14 protein-coding genes are annotated in these 15,511 nt (G+C 37.2%); 11 read left to right on the top strand and 3 right to left on the bottom strand.

The annotated features are described in order from the left end of the window. The 5 genes from AC59HC_RS12090 to AC59HC_RS12070 all read left to right on the top strand — a co-directional run. A partial coding sequence (locus tag AC59HC_RS12090; RefSeq protein ID WP_496558669.1) for a peptidoglycan-binding protein LysM occupies positions 1-450 on the top strand: 450 nt, incomplete at its 5' end. Between the two features lie 85 nt (positions 451-535). After that, positions 536-1,081 (top strand): peptidoglycan-binding protein LysM, encoded by a 546-nt coding sequence (locus tag AC59HC_RS12085; RefSeq protein ID WP_202838708.1) that lies wholly within the window; start codon positions 536-538, stop codon positions 1,079-1,081. A gap of 80 nt (positions 1,082-1,161) precedes the next feature. Further along, positions 1,162-1,962: a fimbrial biogenesis chaperone gene (locus tag AC59HC_RS12080; RefSeq protein WP_496558668.1), complete on the top strand. Its 801-nt coding sequence runs from the start codon at positions 1,162-1,164 to the stop codon at positions 1,960-1,962. A gap of 9 nt (positions 1,963-1,971) precedes the next feature. Beyond that, complete coding sequence (locus AC59HC_RS12075) at positions 1,972-4,776, top strand: hypothetical protein (protein ID WP_496558667.1); 2,805 nt, start codon at positions 1,972-1,974, stop codon at positions 4,774-4,776. Between the two features lie 10 nt (positions 4,777-4,786). Next, complete coding sequence (locus AC59HC_RS12070; RefSeq protein ID WP_411413010.1) at positions 4,787-6,220, top strand: hypothetical protein; 1,434 nt, start codon at positions 4,787-4,789, stop codon at positions 6,218-6,220. A gap of 49 nt (positions 6,221-6,269) precedes the next feature. Here the strand turns inward: AC59HC_RS12070 and AC59HC_RS12065 are convergent, their stop codons facing one another. Further along, the gene (locus tag AC59HC_RS12065; RefSeq protein ID WP_181398003.1) at positions 6,270-6,407 is read right to left on the bottom strand and encodes a hypothetical protein; all 138 of its coding nucleotides are present in this window, start codon (positions 6,405-6,407) and stop codon (positions 6,270-6,272) included. A gap of 415 nt (positions 6,408-6,822) precedes the next feature. On the opposite strand from AC59HC_RS12065, the gene AC59HC_RS12060 reads away from it, so the two are divergent. Together AC59HC_RS12060 and AC59HC_RS12055 are read left to right on the top strand one after the other, a co-directional pair. Then, a complete protein-coding gene (locus tag AC59HC_RS12060) occupies positions 6,823-7,557 on the top strand; it encodes a sensor histidine kinase (RefSeq protein ID WP_343638714.1) in 735 nt (244 codons plus the stop codon). After that, on the top strand, positions 7,554-8,201 hold the full coding sequence (locus tag AC59HC_RS12055) for a response regulator (protein WP_228406558.1): 648 nt from the start codon (positions 7,554-7,556) through the stop codon (positions 8,199-8,201). The genes AC59HC_RS12060 and AC59HC_RS12055 overlap by 4 nt, the downstream gene beginning before the upstream one ends. Positions 8,202-8,476: 275 nt before the next feature. Here AC59HC_RS12055 and AC59HC_RS12050 read toward each other — a convergent pair whose 3' ends face one another. Beyond that, positions 8,477-9,481, bottom strand: coding sequence for a terpene synthase family protein (locus AC59HC_RS12050; protein ID WP_496558666.1), 1,005 nt, complete (start codon positions 9,479-9,481; stop codon positions 8,477-8,479). A gap of 47 nt (positions 9,482-9,528) precedes the next feature. Further along, the gene (locus AC59HC_RS12045; RefSeq protein WP_137906123.1) at positions 9,529-10,542 is read right to left on the bottom strand and encodes a terpene synthase family protein; all 1,014 of its coding nucleotides are present in this window, start codon (positions 10,540-10,542) and stop codon (positions 9,529-9,531) included. A 333-nt stretch (positions 10,543-10,875) separates the two neighbouring features. On the opposite strand from AC59HC_RS12045, the gene AC59HC_RS12040 reads away from it, so the two are divergent. From AC59HC_RS12040 to AC59HC_RS12025, 4 genes are all read left to right on the top strand, one after another. Beyond that, positions 10,876-11,451: a Crp/Fnr family transcriptional regulator gene (locus AC59HC_RS12040; protein WP_343638707.1), complete on the top strand. Its 576-nt coding sequence runs from the start codon at positions 10,876-10,878 to the stop codon at positions 11,449-11,451. A gap of 64 nt (positions 11,452-11,515) precedes the next feature. Further along, positions 11,516-12,526 carry an NAD-dependent epimerase/dehydratase family protein gene (locus AC59HC_RS12035; RefSeq protein WP_343638705.1) on the top strand — a complete coding sequence of 337 codons (1,011 nt, stop codon included), beginning with the start codon at positions 11,516-11,518 and terminating at the stop codon, positions 12,524-12,526. An 857-nt stretch (positions 12,527-13,383) separates the two neighbouring features. Beyond that, complete coding sequence (locus AC59HC_RS12030) at positions 13,384-13,980, top strand: Crp/Fnr family transcriptional regulator (protein ID WP_496558665.1); 597 nt, start codon at positions 13,384-13,386, stop codon at positions 13,978-13,980. A gap of 177 nt (positions 13,981-14,157) precedes the next feature. Then, positions 14,158-15,078: a pentapeptide repeat-containing protein gene (locus AC59HC_RS12025; RefSeq protein ID WP_429814145.1), complete on the top strand. Its 921-nt coding sequence runs from the start codon at positions 14,158-14,160 to the stop codon at positions 15,076-15,078. Positions 15,079-15,511: the final 433 nt, after the last annotated feature.

The raw sequence follows: 15,511 nt of genomic DNA, 5'->3' as shown, positions 1-15,511 counted from the left end.
GTAAACATCACCCTGAACGATGTGATCTCTATCGATGCAGGAAGTACAGCCATTGGTAATACGGTAGATTTTAACTACGTTACTGCAGCAGACTACAACTCTGATCAGACGATTACTAAAGCGAACTCTTTAAAAGTTACTTCCACAAAGAACTTTAACGTTAAAGTAAAAGCAGGAGGCGCTAATTTTATGAATGGAACCAACTTAATTCCTGTCAATGTTCTGACGATCAAAGCCGCTACAGCAGCCGGAACAATGGGTGGAACAAAAAATACTGTAGTTTTATCTGCAACGGATCAGAATTTAGTTACCAACGCTCCTCTTGGAAGTGCCTTAACATTGAACCTGGACTATACTATTCCAGCGGCAAAATCATCATCTTCTGATATTTTAGGTAAGCCGGCCGGAACTTATACGCAAACAGTAACTTATACCGCGACGGCTTTATAATAAAAAAGAAACTTTTATCATCGCTGTAGATTTTTCGTGTTCATAAAGAACAATTAAATAAAAATAACAATAAAGTATTACTGCCATGACAAGACTAATCACAATCACAGCCATAACTTTGGGAGCAATCCTATTTGGAACTAACAATGTGCAAGCTCAAAATACAACCGCAACCACAGCTGTAAACATTACCCTGAATGATGTCATCTCTATCGATGCAGGAAGTACAGCAATTGGTGGTATAGTTTCCTTTAACTATGTTACTGCAGCAGACTATAACTCTGATCAGACAATTACCAAAGCGAACTCTTTAAAAGTTACTTCCACAAAGAACTTTAATGTAAAGGTAAAAGCAGGGGGACCGAATTTCGTCAATGGTTCAAACTCAATCCCAGTGGATGTTTTGACAATCAAAGCTGCAGAAGCTTCCGGAAGTATGGGCGGAACAAAAAACGACGTGGTTTTATCCCCAGGAGAAAGAACTTTAGTATCCAATGCTCCTCTCGGAAGTGCCTTAACACTGAATCTGGACTACACCATCCCGGCAGCAAAATCATCATCTTCAGATATTTTAGGTAAACCGGCCGGAACTTATATACAAACAGTAACGTATACCGCGACTGCTTTATAATAAAAATTTTAGTTTAAAAGGTTCCTTTTGCTATGTTTTCAGTAGTTTTGGGAATCTTTTATTATTAAACTATTTACGCCATGCACAAATTCATTCCCCTTTTCATTTTCTTTATCCTTACAGGATCTTCTTCACTTCTGGCACAAAGTATTTCTATGTCGCCTACACGTTTGTTTTTTACCGGCAATCCGGGAGAAAAAGTAACAAAGACAGTCACGCTTCAGAACAGCTCGGATAAGGATTATGTCTTTAATCTCAACTCTAAAGACTGGTTCAGAGAAGAAGACGGAAATAAGGTTTATCTTGAAGCAGGCAGTTCAAAAACGTCTAATGCTTCCTGGGTATCTACCTTAGAAAACACTGTAACAGTTCCTGCGAAAAGTACAAAGGAGATTGCAGTAACCATGCAGATTCCTGCAAACGCATCACAATCTGCCGTTACGAACAGTATGTTGTTTTTTACTCAGCTTCCTCAGCAGGCAGATAAGGCACGTGTTCAGAACGGTATTGGTATTATCACCTTATTTGAGGTGGGACTTCACATCTTTTATACTCCACCGGGAAACCATGTAAAAAGTCTGGATATTACCAATATTGCAGAAGTGAGCAATGAGAATGCAGCGAACAGAAAAGTCGCAGTAAGCATTCACAATGATGGAAACACCATTAATGATGCTACCGTTGAGTTTGAACTCACCAACACAGACAGTGGCAAAGAAATAAAATTACCCGCAATTTCAATCTCCATGCTTCCGGATACCAATCAGGTCGTTCAGTTTTCTCTACCGGAGAACATTTCAGGGAACTTTTTTGGCGTGGTTATCGTCAAAATGGCAGAATCCAATGATTTACGTGTAGGAGAAAAAAACTTTAAATTTTAATAGTAAGTCTTGAAACCACAGAATGGAATATCAACCTCAGTACTAAGAAGAACAATCTTATTTTTTATATTTGTTCTTCTGCACTTTTCGTGGGCCTTTGCGCAGGAAAAAAAGGATATTCAAATCCATTTTGAAAACGACAGTTTAGCTGTTGAAAAAGGTTCTACCTTTACTAATTTCCTGATTATTGAGAATAAAAGTTCTGAAGAGATTATTATTAAGAATATTATTCCTCAGGAAAACTATCCGGGATTACTTTTCTATCCCAAAAATGACTTTACCTTAGGCGCTGGTCAGTCTAAAAATCTTCCTGTGAAACTGATTGCCAACGTGGATTTTATGAAACTAAGATCCAATAAGATCCAATTCCAGGTTTCGTACGCCACTCCAACGGTCACCAGAACTGAAAGCGCCTCGTTCTTCGTTGCTAAGGGCGAGAACAAAAATATCGCAGTTTATACCGCCAGCTACGAAAATTTCATTAACCCTGCTTTACCTCAATCCTCAATTCTGCTGACTGTAGAAAATCAGGGGTATAGTAAACGCACCGTTAAAATTGATCTGCAATCCATTCCTGATGGTTTGGAAATTTTGCCAAAACAACAGACTGTATCCCTGGAAGGTTTGGAAAAACAAACGGTTGAGATTAAAATTGCAGTCAGAAAACAGAATACACTTTATCCGGAATTTAATATTAATGCAATTGTCACAGACCTTCTTGATAATAAAATCGTGGGAAGCAACACGCTCTATTTAGTCATTTTATCGCACAACAGACAGATTGCCCGTGGAAATGAAGCGGTGAGCGGAAGTAACTTTGCGGAAATGAGCTATAATGAAAACAGTTCAGGTTTCAATTATCTCCAGTTGAGGGGAAACACAGCATTTCGTGTTACTGATAATGTAAAATCGCGCTTCAATATCGGTGCAGATTACTATGTTGAAGACGGCCTGTATAATCTCTATGATACCTGGCTGGAACTGGAGAGAAAAAATACGGTATTACGCTTGGGAAATGTTAACAGCAGCGATTACGATTACCCGGTTTTCGGAAGAGGCGGGAAGGTTTCTACCAGATTTGGTAAAAATAATCAGATTGAAGTTCTTGCGCTGGAAAATAATTATAATCTGTATGGCACTTTTTTCCAACAAACAGAAGGATCTACCATGGTAGGTACAAAATATGCTTTTGGGAATGCTAAATCTTTTAATGGGAAAGTGTCTTATATATTCGACCATGATCCGCGCTTTAACGTAGATACGCAGGTAGCGAATGCGGTAACATCATTGTTAGTCAGCGATAAACACACCATCCGAACGGAGGTGGGAGTCAGCCAGGAAAAAGGTCTTTTGAACAACGATGAAAATGCAGGAGCTTTACTGGGAGCCAATTACGAAGGGAAAATAGGGAAGTGGGATATACAATCTGTCAATTCCTTTGCGACCAAAAGTTATGCAGGGATCAAAAGGGGATCCTTTTTCTCAAATCAGAGGATCGGCCGCCAATTTTCTACTGCTCAGCGCGCTTTTATACAATATCAGAACTCGCAGATAGAGCCTGAGTTCCTGAGTTTCCAGAGCGAGCCAATCCAACCTGGGAACACCGCTAATTTGCGTTATTATTTCAACAGTACAGAAGCTTTGGGACTAGGATATCAGTTTTCTTTAAAGAAATGGAATTTTCTACTGTCTCCAAAGGTTGAAAAGCAAAAAACAGCTAATTTTTACACATCACAGGAACTTTTTTCCTATAGGTTGGAAGCCAACATCAGTACTACTTTAGGTGCTCACGGATTGAACCTTACGGCGGAATATTCTTATTCAAAAGAGAATGATAAACCAGACTGGTTCAACAGTTTGAAAACAACCTTGTCTTACAGATATAAGTCATTCTCCCTCAACGGAACGGCCCAATGGAACGCAACAAGTGTCTTTGATTTAAATTCTTATTATAATGTAAACCGTAATTTCGCCAACTACAATGTATACGCCTCTTATAATTTCCAGATGTTTAATCATAATCTGACCGGATCTTTTTCAGCAGGAACCTTTTATTCGCAACTGTATCAAAATTTAAACAGCAATATCACAGGTAATCTGGAATATAAGATTTCGCCTTCCTGGTCCACCACAGGCTATTTTAATCTTTCCGGGTATAAATCTACCGCTGAATACGCAAGCAGCGGCAGTTATTACCAGTTCAGAGCGGGGATTAAAAAATATTTTACCACCGCTACGGCTCTTGGAAATCATAAAGTGGCTTTCCAGTTCTTTGAAGATAAAAATTTCAATGGACTTCTGGAATCCGGCGAATCGGTACTTGCTAATGAAATTGTAAAACTGGACAATTATGTAGCGATGACGGATAAGAATGGAAAAGTAGTCTTTCAGAATGTGCCCGAAGGTACTTACACACTGAAAGTGAACGAAAATGCAGGTGCCCGGTTGATGATGGATCCTTCCATTATGGTCCATAACAATATTAACCGCAAAGTGGGCCTGGTAAAAAACATCAGGGTAAGCGGGAAATTAACAGAGATCAGGCAGGCCTATGATGTTTTGGAAACGGATGTAACAGGAATAGTGGTGTATGCAAAAGGTGAAGATGGTGCAATCTATACTGCTGTGGTTAACCAAAGAAATGAGTTTGAGTTTTTCCTGAAAGATGGAAAATACAACCTCTATATTGAAAATGACAAATACAGCTATACACAACCTACCCAAACGATTCTGGTAACAAAAGAAGGGTATTCAAAAACCGTGGTTTTTGAATATAAGAAGAAAGACACCACCATTAAGGTGAAAAAGTTTTAAATTTAAAAGTATGAAAAAGATGAGGGCTTTTCTAATAGGAATTTTTATTGTTTTCTGCGGGTCTGCAGCCTCGAAAGCTCAGGATGTGTACCTGTCGGTTCCTGAAAGTAATATTTTTAACAGGACCGAATTTACCTCAGTACCTACAAGGGTAATGACGAACGCCAACAGAACCAACTGGGATTATGCCTTTTTGGGATTACTCCCAACCGCACCTACATTTACCTCTGTTTCAGGACCAACTTTTACTCACTCTTCTTCTTCACTTACTTTACCTTCTTCCACGCTTCTGTGGCAGTTGGAAAGTATGGGCGGCCAGCTGCCCTATACCGGAATTTCAGGCTATTTGCCAGGTTTTCAGTCGTTCAGTACAAGCGCTGTAAAATGGTTTGAACCGCCATCGATCAGTCTCGCGGGAGGATTCAACCGGGGAAACATCAATTTTACATTTAAAATTCCTGCCTCACAATTTACGGCCAATGCTTTCCGTGCCGGGAATTACTCCATGGATATCACTCAGAATTATAATGACTTCACACCCCGTAATTTTAAAACAATTTTAATTATTCCTTCATCTATACGATGGGTTGCAAACTCTTTAACAAAATACATAGAAATTTCTTCTTTGAATGACTATCGGAATACAAGCACTCGGGTGTGGGATTTGGGAAATACGGAAATCGCGAATACGGTTGATTTTAATTTTGGGGCGAAAGCTGCTTCCGCAAACATTCAGTTTACTTCTTCTAAAGGGGTTCCGGGAACCAGAAATATTGCCAGCATTAAATTGGGGAGTAACGGATCTGCACTTACCACCAAAGCTTTATCTGCCGATTTTCAGAATTTTTCCGCGGCTAATTTCAGTGTTGCAGCGGGAAACCGAAACAGCTTCACTCCCCAGCTTTATGTGTCTGCGGAAGATTTTAAAAACTTCTTTTTTGAAGCCGGAACCTACACGTTTGAATTGAACTTCAATGCCAGCAGTACAGATAACTCCATTAACAGCCTGCAAAATACGGCTGTTCAGTTGAAGGTGCTTCCCCTGTCGGAGATCACCATTCCCAGTTCCGGGCGCAATGTCAACTTCAATTTTAATACTGCTGCCCATTACACGGATGGTCAGTCACAAATGATTCCCAACCAGATTATGTTGTCTAATAATGAAAATTTTGAGCTCTATGTAAAATCGGACGAAAATTATTTCAAGAAAGGCGGTTTACAGACCAACATTAATTCCAATATATTACAAATTGGTGTGGATGGAAGTTCTGTAAGTGTACCTTTATCCAAAACTCCTCAAAAAATACTCTTTAACGGAGCTCCGGTTCTGGATCGGGGACTAAATGTAAGATACACCATTTCGCCTGCGGGTGCCCAAAGTTTGGTAGGGAAGGAAAATACCACTTACTCTGTCAATGTGTATTATAGTTTTACGGCAATTTAACCCTACTTTCTGAAATAGTTTTCTTATAGATCCGTTTAATAGCGATAATTCATTCTGAGCGTATTTTGTCCGGGCATTTTACAGCTGTACTTCCGTGATAGCAATTGACCGAAACCACAAAACTTTCCAAAAGATTTCCTGAAGTATCTCCATAGATGCGTCTTCTTTTTTGATGAGTTTCCTTCATCAGCCCTATATTTTTAGTACCTGTGGATGTATTTTGGTAGTCTGGCTATCAATGATTGCCACTTCAGTCTGCCATTTTTATCCTGTATCATTCAGCTTTTTGTGATCAGTAATCTGTTGATACTGTTCTATATTTCACCTTTTCTCTATTTTCGATACTACCGGTAAACAGTCTGCCAGAGTCAAAATTCTCATGGAATCTGACACAGTCTTTTTTGTGAGATAAAACAGGACCTGTATTATTTCAGGTAAATCCCATTTGATTTTTTTTTCACTAATATGATATTTTTTATAACTTGCCAGCTCCTGGAAGAAAGGTCTGAACTATATGTTTTTATTCGTATTTAAACAATATAACTCTTTCTGCCTTCTTTCAAAAAACAATTCAAACAGCTTCTAACCGTGATACTGAATTTATGAATGATTTTATCAACGAACTACAATTAAAAATCGAAAGACTTGAAAACGAAATTAATTTCAAGAACGGACTGATTTCGATATTGTCTCATGACTCAAAAGAACTGTTTGGAACCTTTCTTTGGCTTATCGAAGAGCTGGAGCAAAAGACTATAAGTGAGGAAGATTTTTTTAAGTTATTGCCGCAGATAAAACGTGATGCCCGGAAGAATCTGCAAACGATTCAGGACAGCATTACCTGGCTAAAAACACAATACGGGGAATTTAAGATTAAACCCGTTACAATCATGGTGATGGACCTCTTTCACTATTTAGAAGAAAAATACACTGTTAAATTAAAAGAAAAAAACGTTAAATTTTATTTTAAAGGAGATCACAATGCATTTCTTACAAGCGATCGCCTGTTGCTCGAATATGTTTTGGATAAAATTTTTAACAACGCGGTAAAATACTCCTTGCCGGGTCAGGATATTTATTTTCAGGCCGTTACAGAAGGTGATCAGGTTGTACTTTCTGTAATTGATTCCGGAACCGGAATAAATGAAAAGTATTTATCGGGGATCTACAATTATGATAATCCCATATTTCTGGGAACTGCAGGCGAGAAAGGAGTTGGATTAAGTTTGAAAATTGTAAAAAAATTTATATCCTTGCTGCATGGAAACATCCAGATCATTTCCGCTGAAAATAAAGGTACTACGGTTTCTCTTTTTTTACGTAAATTTATAGAATGATGGGTTCAAAAGTAAACATTCGCATTGTTGTAGCAGACGATCATGGTATCGTCCGGATGGGTTTGATACAAACAATCAAACGATTCAGACCCGATGCCATAATTTCAGAAGTAGAGGATTATAAATCACTGTACAAATTGATTCTGAAAGAAGAATTCGATCTGGCCATCATGGACGTTAATATGCCCAATGGCACTGTTCAGGAAGCAATAGATTACATAAAATTACATCAACCTGAATTAAAAATTCTAATATTTTCTTCACAGGATGAAGAGCTGTATGGAATGCGTTATCTGAAAATGGGAGCTGGCGGCTATCTAAGTAAGCTAAGCTCCACTGAAGTCATTGAAACTGCTTTGGCGGCTATGCTCAGTAAAGGACGGTATGTCAGTGATAATATAAAGGAAGCTATTTTTTTAGAATCCTTAAATGGCACGACGAAAAAATCTCCCTTTGAAGCGCTCTCAGACCGCGAATTGCAAATTGCCAATAAGCTTGCGGAAGGTCTTCCCCTCAAAGAAATTTCTAATCAGCTGAATCTCCATTCATCGACGATCAGCACTTACAAAAACAGGTTATTTGAAAAACTGAAAATACGATCCCTACCCGAATTGGTGGACATTCTCAGGCTGTATAATCAGTAAAAATGCTATCACAGAAGCTTTAGACTAAATAGTTGCAGACGGGCCACTTTTTGCTCCGGTTCGTAAGTTTTGGAACCTTAGAAGACATCTCTAAGGTCTGTGCTTTGAGTCATATATCGGTATATCATATCATTCTGTCTTTCAGGTTGATTTTTAATATGCTGTTTCATTTTCTTCCCTTGTCCCTGTTAACACAATTAAATAATAATACAACAATGTTGCTGTTGCATTAAGAATAGTATATTTTATCTTATTTTCTGATATCCTGAATGATTTTAAAGAAGATCTTTTTCATTTACAATTTTTTCCGGCCAGGCAAAGCCTGCTCCTCCGTGCAGATATCTTTCCGTTTCGAGGTAAAAAGTATTCACTCCCTGTAGTCCCACTCCTGCATAATAAACGAATTGGTCTACGTGTTCCTGATATTCTCCAAACTCACGGTATTCGCTGTGTAAAGTCATGAAACCTGCCATTTCTTCGTTGTGAATACGAAAAGTTTCTGAACAGGCTTCTGCCAATGAAAGATTGTATTGTTGCTGTAAAACAAAAACGAGATTAAAAACCTCAGTTCCTTTCGCCATTTCTTTAGGCAGAGAATGAATATCGTTCTGCCATGCCACAGTTAAGGTCATATGAGATATCATTTTCTGAAAAACAATGTGTTCAAATATATGTTCAGGTAAAACGAGACCTGACTCTATCTCACCAAAAATCAGATACGGCCGCATAAGAACTGAATATTCGCGGATGGTTTTGAAAAGATGGAGTGATGGTGGCCGTTCAGCCTTCTTGTAAGGATATTCGAGCTCAATTCCATACCGGAACGATTGATAAAAATAATGTATGAAACGTTCTACCCATATCGCAGGCATTAATGCACGGAATTCGTCCCTTATTAATGCTATGTGTTGATAAAGTGCATTTTCTTCGGGTTTTGGCTGCTCTCCTCTGAGAATTGCTGTACATCGATTTCTCATTTGTTCCATTTCCTTGGGAGATGAGTGTTCTACCTGATCGTCGAGCACAACATATTGCAGCATGAATCTATTGCAAGGGATACTTTGCTCATAAGTGAGGTCTGGCCACATACGCGCAGTACACATATGTAACCTCATTTTCTTGTATTTTTCACGTTGTTTTTCTGTCAGGAAAGTATAGTCGTTATCAATCCATCCTTCCATATCTTTTCCCATTTGTTCAGCATGCGGGCTGATAAGGTCCGGCCATGGATAATAGCCGCGTGGTAGGTAATCTTTTGAATGATATTCTTCGGGTTTCATTTTATTAAAGTTTAAGGTTGTTCTGGATTTACTTTTTTACAGCTTGTTTATATCTGATTTAATTTGTTTTTCATCTCTTCTGCATCCGGAAATTCCATGGCATTATAACGGGCTAATTTGGTAGAAATATTTTTCCAGCCGCTTAATACCATACTCATATAATGCACCCAGTTGACTACGGCATCCTGCCATTCTCCAAAATCCGGAAGAGAAGCCTGTAAGGTGATAAACTCTTTCAGGTCTTCATTATGGAGACGCAGATCCTCCAGACAGGCTTCTTTCAAAGACATTTGGCGTTCGTGCTGTATCACTTTCACAATATTGTAATAAATACTCTCTGTGGCTTCATCTTTCATTACAGACTGTACTTCATTGAAAAACGTTACCAGATGGCACGCTAATGCCTGTAGACGACGAATAACCGGATGGGCATGAATTTCAGGAGGCAGAATGACTCCGGTTTCAACTTCTGTAAGCTGCAGAAAAGGATACAGGCATATAGAATCTTCTCTCAGGGCAATACACTCGGTGATTGTTGGGAATGTTTTATTTTTTTTATACTGCACCTCTGTTTTTAATCCATTAAAGTACCTGCTGATCATTTGTGTGAACCGGGAAATTGATTCCTGTGGAATGAACTGCTGCAGTTCCTGCCTTAATGAGCCCAGCATTGAACCTAAGGGAATTGGAGACTGTGCCGCACTGAGTTCACCATTCAGAATTGCAATTGATTGCAAATGCACATAATCGATGTCATCAGGTTCACTTTCCTCATATAGATCATCATTGTACAAAGTCCAGAGCATAAGCCTGCAAATAGGTTTAAATCGTTCGGCTGATGCGGTAGGAAACCACTGCGCTGCAATGTGGGCCGTTTTTGTTTTTTTGTATTTCCTGCGGACATCAGGATTTTTTTCATAGAGCCAGAGATATTCTCCGTCGATCCATTGATGCTCTGTTATTTCCTGCAATTGATCTGCATAAGGATTTTTTAAAGTGGGAAACGGGTATCTGAACTTTCTGTGAAGCAGTTCAAGCGTGTTAAAATTTTCATTACTCATGATTATATGTTTTTAATGGTTTATTTTTTAGTTTATCATTTTTTAACTCAATAGAGGATATCATAAAAAATGATAAGCTTTGCCCAAAAAATGATATACAGTAAAACTAGCTGTATATCAAAAAGATACAATCATAAATAATGAAATGAAGTTACAAATTAAATTATAATTAAACTGTAATTTTATTTAAAAAATTACTGAGAGATCATTTAATTAGTGTGGGAATCAATTCCATTAGAGGTAAATAAACTGGTAACAGATCCTCTTGTTGGAAAGTAGCCAATTTCAGATGATAGTGGATTTTAACCCGGAAGTTTATATTTTTGTAATGCTATGCACAATCAGCTGAACCAACTTATTTCAAAAAATGTAAAACTCTCAGATTCAGAAAGAGAGCTTTGTTATCGGTATTTCGAACCTGTATTGTATCCAAAAAACAGAATAATTGAGGAAGAAGAAAAAATACCAAAGTACCTGTATTTTGTGGTTTCAGGTTTTGTGCGGCTGTTCCATTACAATGATAAAGGAGATGAGATAACCACACATATCAACTGTCCTCCTGGCTTCATTACATCATATACCAACTTTGTCAATCAGAATAAATCTGAAGAAAATCTCGAGTGTATTACCGAATGTGAGCTTTTACGCATCACAAAAGCTGATCTCGACCTGCTTATCCACCAGAGTCCTGCGTTTAAAGATTTCAGTTTTTTGGTATTTCAGCAATCGTTGTCCTACAATGAAAAACGGGCAAAGGATCTTGCAACATTGACTGCTGAAAAGCGTTATTTAAAGTTGATAACAGAAAATCCTGAAATTCTGCACAATGTCCCGATGCAGTATATCGCTTCTTTTTTAGGGATGAATCCTAAAAGTTTGAGCCGTATCCGCAAGCAAATTATTAGGTAACATTTGTGAATTGATTTTGAATGGGCATAAGTGAAATTTGCATTATCATTTAAAATCAAAAGATATGACACGCAAAAACTTAGTATTGGTATCAGGTGCGAACGGCCATCTGGGCAATAATCTGGTAAGATTACTTATAAAAGAAGGATTTCATGTTAGGGCCTCCGTTCGCAGCATCCAAAATAAAGAATGTTTCAAGGATCTGAACTGCGAAGTAGTTCAGGCTGACATTACGGACAAAGGTTCCTTTGTTAAGGCTCTTCAAGGGGTTCATACATTTTATGCTGTAGGTGCATCATTTAAATTGTGGGCTAAAGATCCAAAAAAGGAAATCTACGATGTCAATATGAACGGAACCCGAAATACGATTGAAGCTGCTGCTGAAGCGGGCGTGAAAAGAATCGTTTATGTAAGTTCCATTGCAGCTTTGGATTACACCCATCTTCCTGCTAAAGAAAGTAATGGGTATAATCCTGACCGCCGGGATATGTATTATAATTCGAAAAACGATGGTGAGAAACTGGCTTTTCAACTCGCTGAAGAATTAGGAATAGAACTGGTGTCCGTAATGCCGGGAGCAATGATAGGTGGCGAAGCATTTCTTCCTTTGAATGTGTCCTATGGTGTACTGAAGTTAATTTTAAATAAACAAATACCAATGGATACCCAAATAACCCTTAATTGGGTAGATGTAAAAGATGTTGCCGAAGGATGTTACCTTGCTGCTCGGAAAGGACACTCAGGAGAACGATATATCTTAGCTAATGAAAAATGTATGACTATTACCAACACTACCAGATTAGCTCAAAAGCTTTATCCTGAACTGAAAATCAAAGTGCCGGGTTCTGTTCCTAAATTTGTCCTCTATACCATTGCCGGATTAATGGAACTTTCAGCCAAAATTAGTGGGAAACCTCCTGTATTAACTACAAAGGATATTGCAATGTTTTCAGGACTACAACAGAATTTTGATATTTCCAAAGCCAGAAATGAATTGGGTTTTAATCCGAAAAATCCCGAACAGGCCGTAAGAGAAGCTTTGTGCTATCTGATGGAGCATAAAAATTTGCTGTAATCACCAGTTCCGATGACAGAAATTCAATCTATTTAAAAAAATGTTGGGAAAAGAGTAACTTGTATTGTTAACTTAGATGGAGGAGGTATTTTTTGAATACTTTTCCATCTTTTTTATTTTTAATGTATTTTTAATGTGAATGTATTTTCTTCAAATTCAAGTTTTTTGGCCAAAATCGACCGTTTTGTAATGGTGAAAGTTCAATGCAATCCGGCTGCATGAAAAATGGTTAATCCTTAGTTTATTTTATATGATCAGCATCATAAGATAAATACTATTATTCTTCTACATTTGTAATAATAAGATAAAAGAAAATAAGAAATAAGAACAGCAAACCTAAACTAAAATTATCATCAGTTGTTAGGAACTTATTTTCATCAAATGGCAGAAAGGAGCATATTATTACCTTTTGAAAGATGTATTCAACGACCGAAATAATAGATTATTGTTACCATTAAAAAACGATTATCACGGTTCTATGGCTAATAATATTGTGGTATTGCCAGTTAATGCATAACTGCATTATTCCCCTATGATTATGTCGAATATTCCCCACAGCGTTACAAAGGGAGATACTGTATTCCCAATATAACTATACTGTAACGCTTACATGCGAATACCAATATTTTCTATACCTCAAACTTTACCTTATTGCTACCAGCCTTAATTCATACGGGTCGGGGAAAATAAATTAGATAGCTATTCGGAGTTGAAAATTACGAAATAATGTTCAGCAACTATGATTTTTATTCCTTCAGAGATAAAAAATCAATCTGAGTTGTTTAAAACTTGCACTTAAAAGACTGCCGGTTTTATTGAGATATTCATTCGTAACTATAACCAAAAAATTGAATAATATGATTATCGATGAAAATCTTTTGCTCGAAAACGGAGCAGTTTACGAAAATTATCCCGCAAAGGAAACTATTTATGAAATGGGAGGTATTCCCCATTATTATTTCCAGATTGTTACGGGAACAGTAGAATTAAATAATTATCATGAAGATGGTAAGGAATTTACCCTGAACATTATTTTTGAAGGTCAAAGCTTCGGAGAGTCTCTGCTTTTTGGAGATAAGAATTACCCGATGAATGCCGTTGCCCGAACCGATTGCAAAATTATCAGATTACCAAAATCCAACTTTTTGAATATATTGAGTGAAAATATGGAGTTGGTTTTTACCATGTTTCGTTATCTTTCCGACCGGCTTTTTTATAAATATGTAATACTGTTTAGTAATTCAGCCACAGACCCGGTACCAAAAATAAAATCTTTACTGGATTATTACAAGGAAAATTCATTAAAGCAAAAATCTTATCCTTATCAGGTCCCGCTTACCAGACAGCAGATTACCAATTTAACGGGTTTACGTGTTGAAACCGTAATACGGACCATTAAAAAGATGGCTGCGGATAAACTTCTTAAACTTGATGGACGACGGATTTTGTACTGATCATTTAGAACAGTATTCTCAGCAGTTATACTACAGATGTCCTATATAACAACTACTGGTTGTTAAATACAACTATAAATAGCGGTAAAACAACTCAAAGTATTCATTAATATAAGATATCCGGGTGGTGCACTGATTATCTTTGTATCGTTAAATGAAATAAAAAACTTATCAATTATGGATACGAAGATATTAGGCAATAAAATAGCGATGGCCCGAAAAGAAAAAAATATGTCTCAGGCCCAGCTTGCCCAGCTCATCTATATTAGTCCGCAAGCCGTTGGAAAATGGGAAAGGGGAGAATCTGTTCCGGATATCCTAACCATCAACCAGCTTGCTGATATTTTAGATGTTGATCTCAACTATTTTTCAGAAAATTACCCATCTCAAAATGAAAGAGCAGGTCTTAAGAGTATTGGCCCAATAGAAAACTCAGCACCGTTTGATCAGGCTGATATACCAGAGCAGCTTAACACATTCAAAGGCAGCAATCTTTCACAAACAGACTTTGCAGGCGTTACTGCACATCATACCAAATTTGTAGCCAATTCACTGTCTGGATCGGATTTTTCTGGGGCTGATCTTACCGGAAGCCTATTCAAAACCAGCGATGTGCGTGATTCCAATTTTGAAGAAACGAACCTGACAGACTGCAGCTTCTCCACACTTGATCTATCAGGATCAGATTTTAATAAGGCTATTCTTATCCGGACTGAATTCAATAGAATTGGTCTGGGGAAAGTTAAATTTACTGATTTAACAATGAAAGATGTAAAACTGAGAATGATTGATCTTAAAGACACAGTGTTCCAGAAATGTACTTTTGATGGTGTACATTTTAAATATTGTGATATACGGGAAATGTCTCTGGAGGATCTTACTTTCATTGGTGTAAGATTTGACAGGGTTTCATTGGAAGGCGTTACTTTTAAGGATTCAATATTAAATAATGTATCTTTCATTCCTTCTTTTTCTCTCACCAATAAGTATTATCGTGCTATTAAAACGATCCACTTTGACAATGTAAAGATGGATAAACTAACATTTGCTTCCCTCAAAGGCCTGGGAGCTGATTTGTCTGAAGTCACCATTATTTAAATAATCCATTGCCATATTCAACAGAAAACAGGACATCTCATATTGATGATGTCCTGTTTTCTGTTTTATTTTTGAAAGTTTCTGTGAGAAAACTATAATTTTATTTAAAAATTTTTTCACAGAGCATTGGTAGAAATATTCATTTAAATTCTGGAAATGTAATTTTTAAACTACAGAAACAAGATATAATATTACAAGACCGGCAATTTGTTTTTACATGGAGCAAATAAATTTTTCAGCTCTCGTGTATTAAATTTGTACCATCATTAAAATAAAGTAGTTCAATCCTTAAAAAATAAAAGAATTATTTAAGTCAGTAATGATGAAATACAAATGAAAGAACAATAAAAATATATTTAAACTCTCTAAAGTACTCCCCAAAAGCTATATATAGAACAATACATTTATCTCAGGTTGTAAAGCCTCTATAAAA

This window comes from Chryseobacterium sp. DZ-32, assembly GCF_059587025.1.
The sequence above is the reverse complement of the archived record's forward strand: the minus strand, read 5'-3'. Positions and strand labels throughout refer to the sequence as shown.

What these genes read in the sequence shown, in the direction of transcription:
- AC59HC_RS12065 (WP_181398003.1), bottom strand. Translation starts at nt 6,407, where the DNA reads ATGAAGGAAACTCATCAAAAAAGAAGACGCATCTATGGAGATACTTCA.
- AC59HC_RS12040 (WP_343638707.1), top strand. Translation starts at nt 10,876, where the DNA reads ATGCACAATCAGCTGAACCAACTTATTTCAAAAAATGTAAAACTCTCA.
- AC59HC_RS12045 (WP_137906123.1), bottom strand. Translation starts at nt 10,542, where the DNA reads ATGAGTAATGAAAATTTTAACACGCTTGAACTGCTTCACAGAAAGTTC.
- AC59HC_RS12080 (WP_496558668.1), top strand. Translation starts at nt 1,162, where the DNA reads ATGCACAAATTCATTCCCCTTTTCATTTTCTTTATCCTTACAGGATCT.
- AC59HC_RS12035 (WP_343638705.1), top strand. Translation starts at nt 11,516, where the DNA reads ATGACACGCAAAAACTTAGTATTGGTATCAGGTGCGAACGGCCATCTG.
- AC59HC_RS12070 (WP_411413010.1), top strand. Translation starts at nt 4,787, where the DNA reads ATGAAAAAGATGAGGGCTTTTCTAATAGGAATTTTTATTGTTTTCTGC.
- AC59HC_RS12025 (WP_429814145.1), top strand. Translation starts at nt 14,158, where the DNA reads ATGGATACGAAGATATTAGGCAATAAAATAGCGATGGCCCGAAAAGAA.
- AC59HC_RS12030 (WP_496558665.1), top strand. Translation starts at nt 13,384, where the DNA reads ATGATTATCGATGAAAATCTTTTGCTCGAAAACGGAGCAGTTTACGAA.
- AC59HC_RS12050 (WP_496558666.1), bottom strand. Translation starts at nt 9,481, where the DNA reads ATGAAACCCGAAGAATATCATTCAAAAGATTACCTACCACGCGGCTAT.
- AC59HC_RS12085 (WP_202838708.1), top strand. Translation starts at nt 536, where the DNA reads ATGACAAGACTAATCACAATCACAGCCATAACTTTGGGAGCAATCCTA.
- AC59HC_RS12060 (WP_343638714.1), top strand. Translation starts at nt 6,823, where the DNA reads ATGAATGATTTTATCAACGAACTACAATTAAAAATCGAAAGACTTGAA.
- AC59HC_RS12055 (WP_228406558.1), top strand. Translation starts at nt 7,554, where the DNA reads ATGATGGGTTCAAAAGTAAACATTCGCATTGTTGTAGCAGACGATCAT.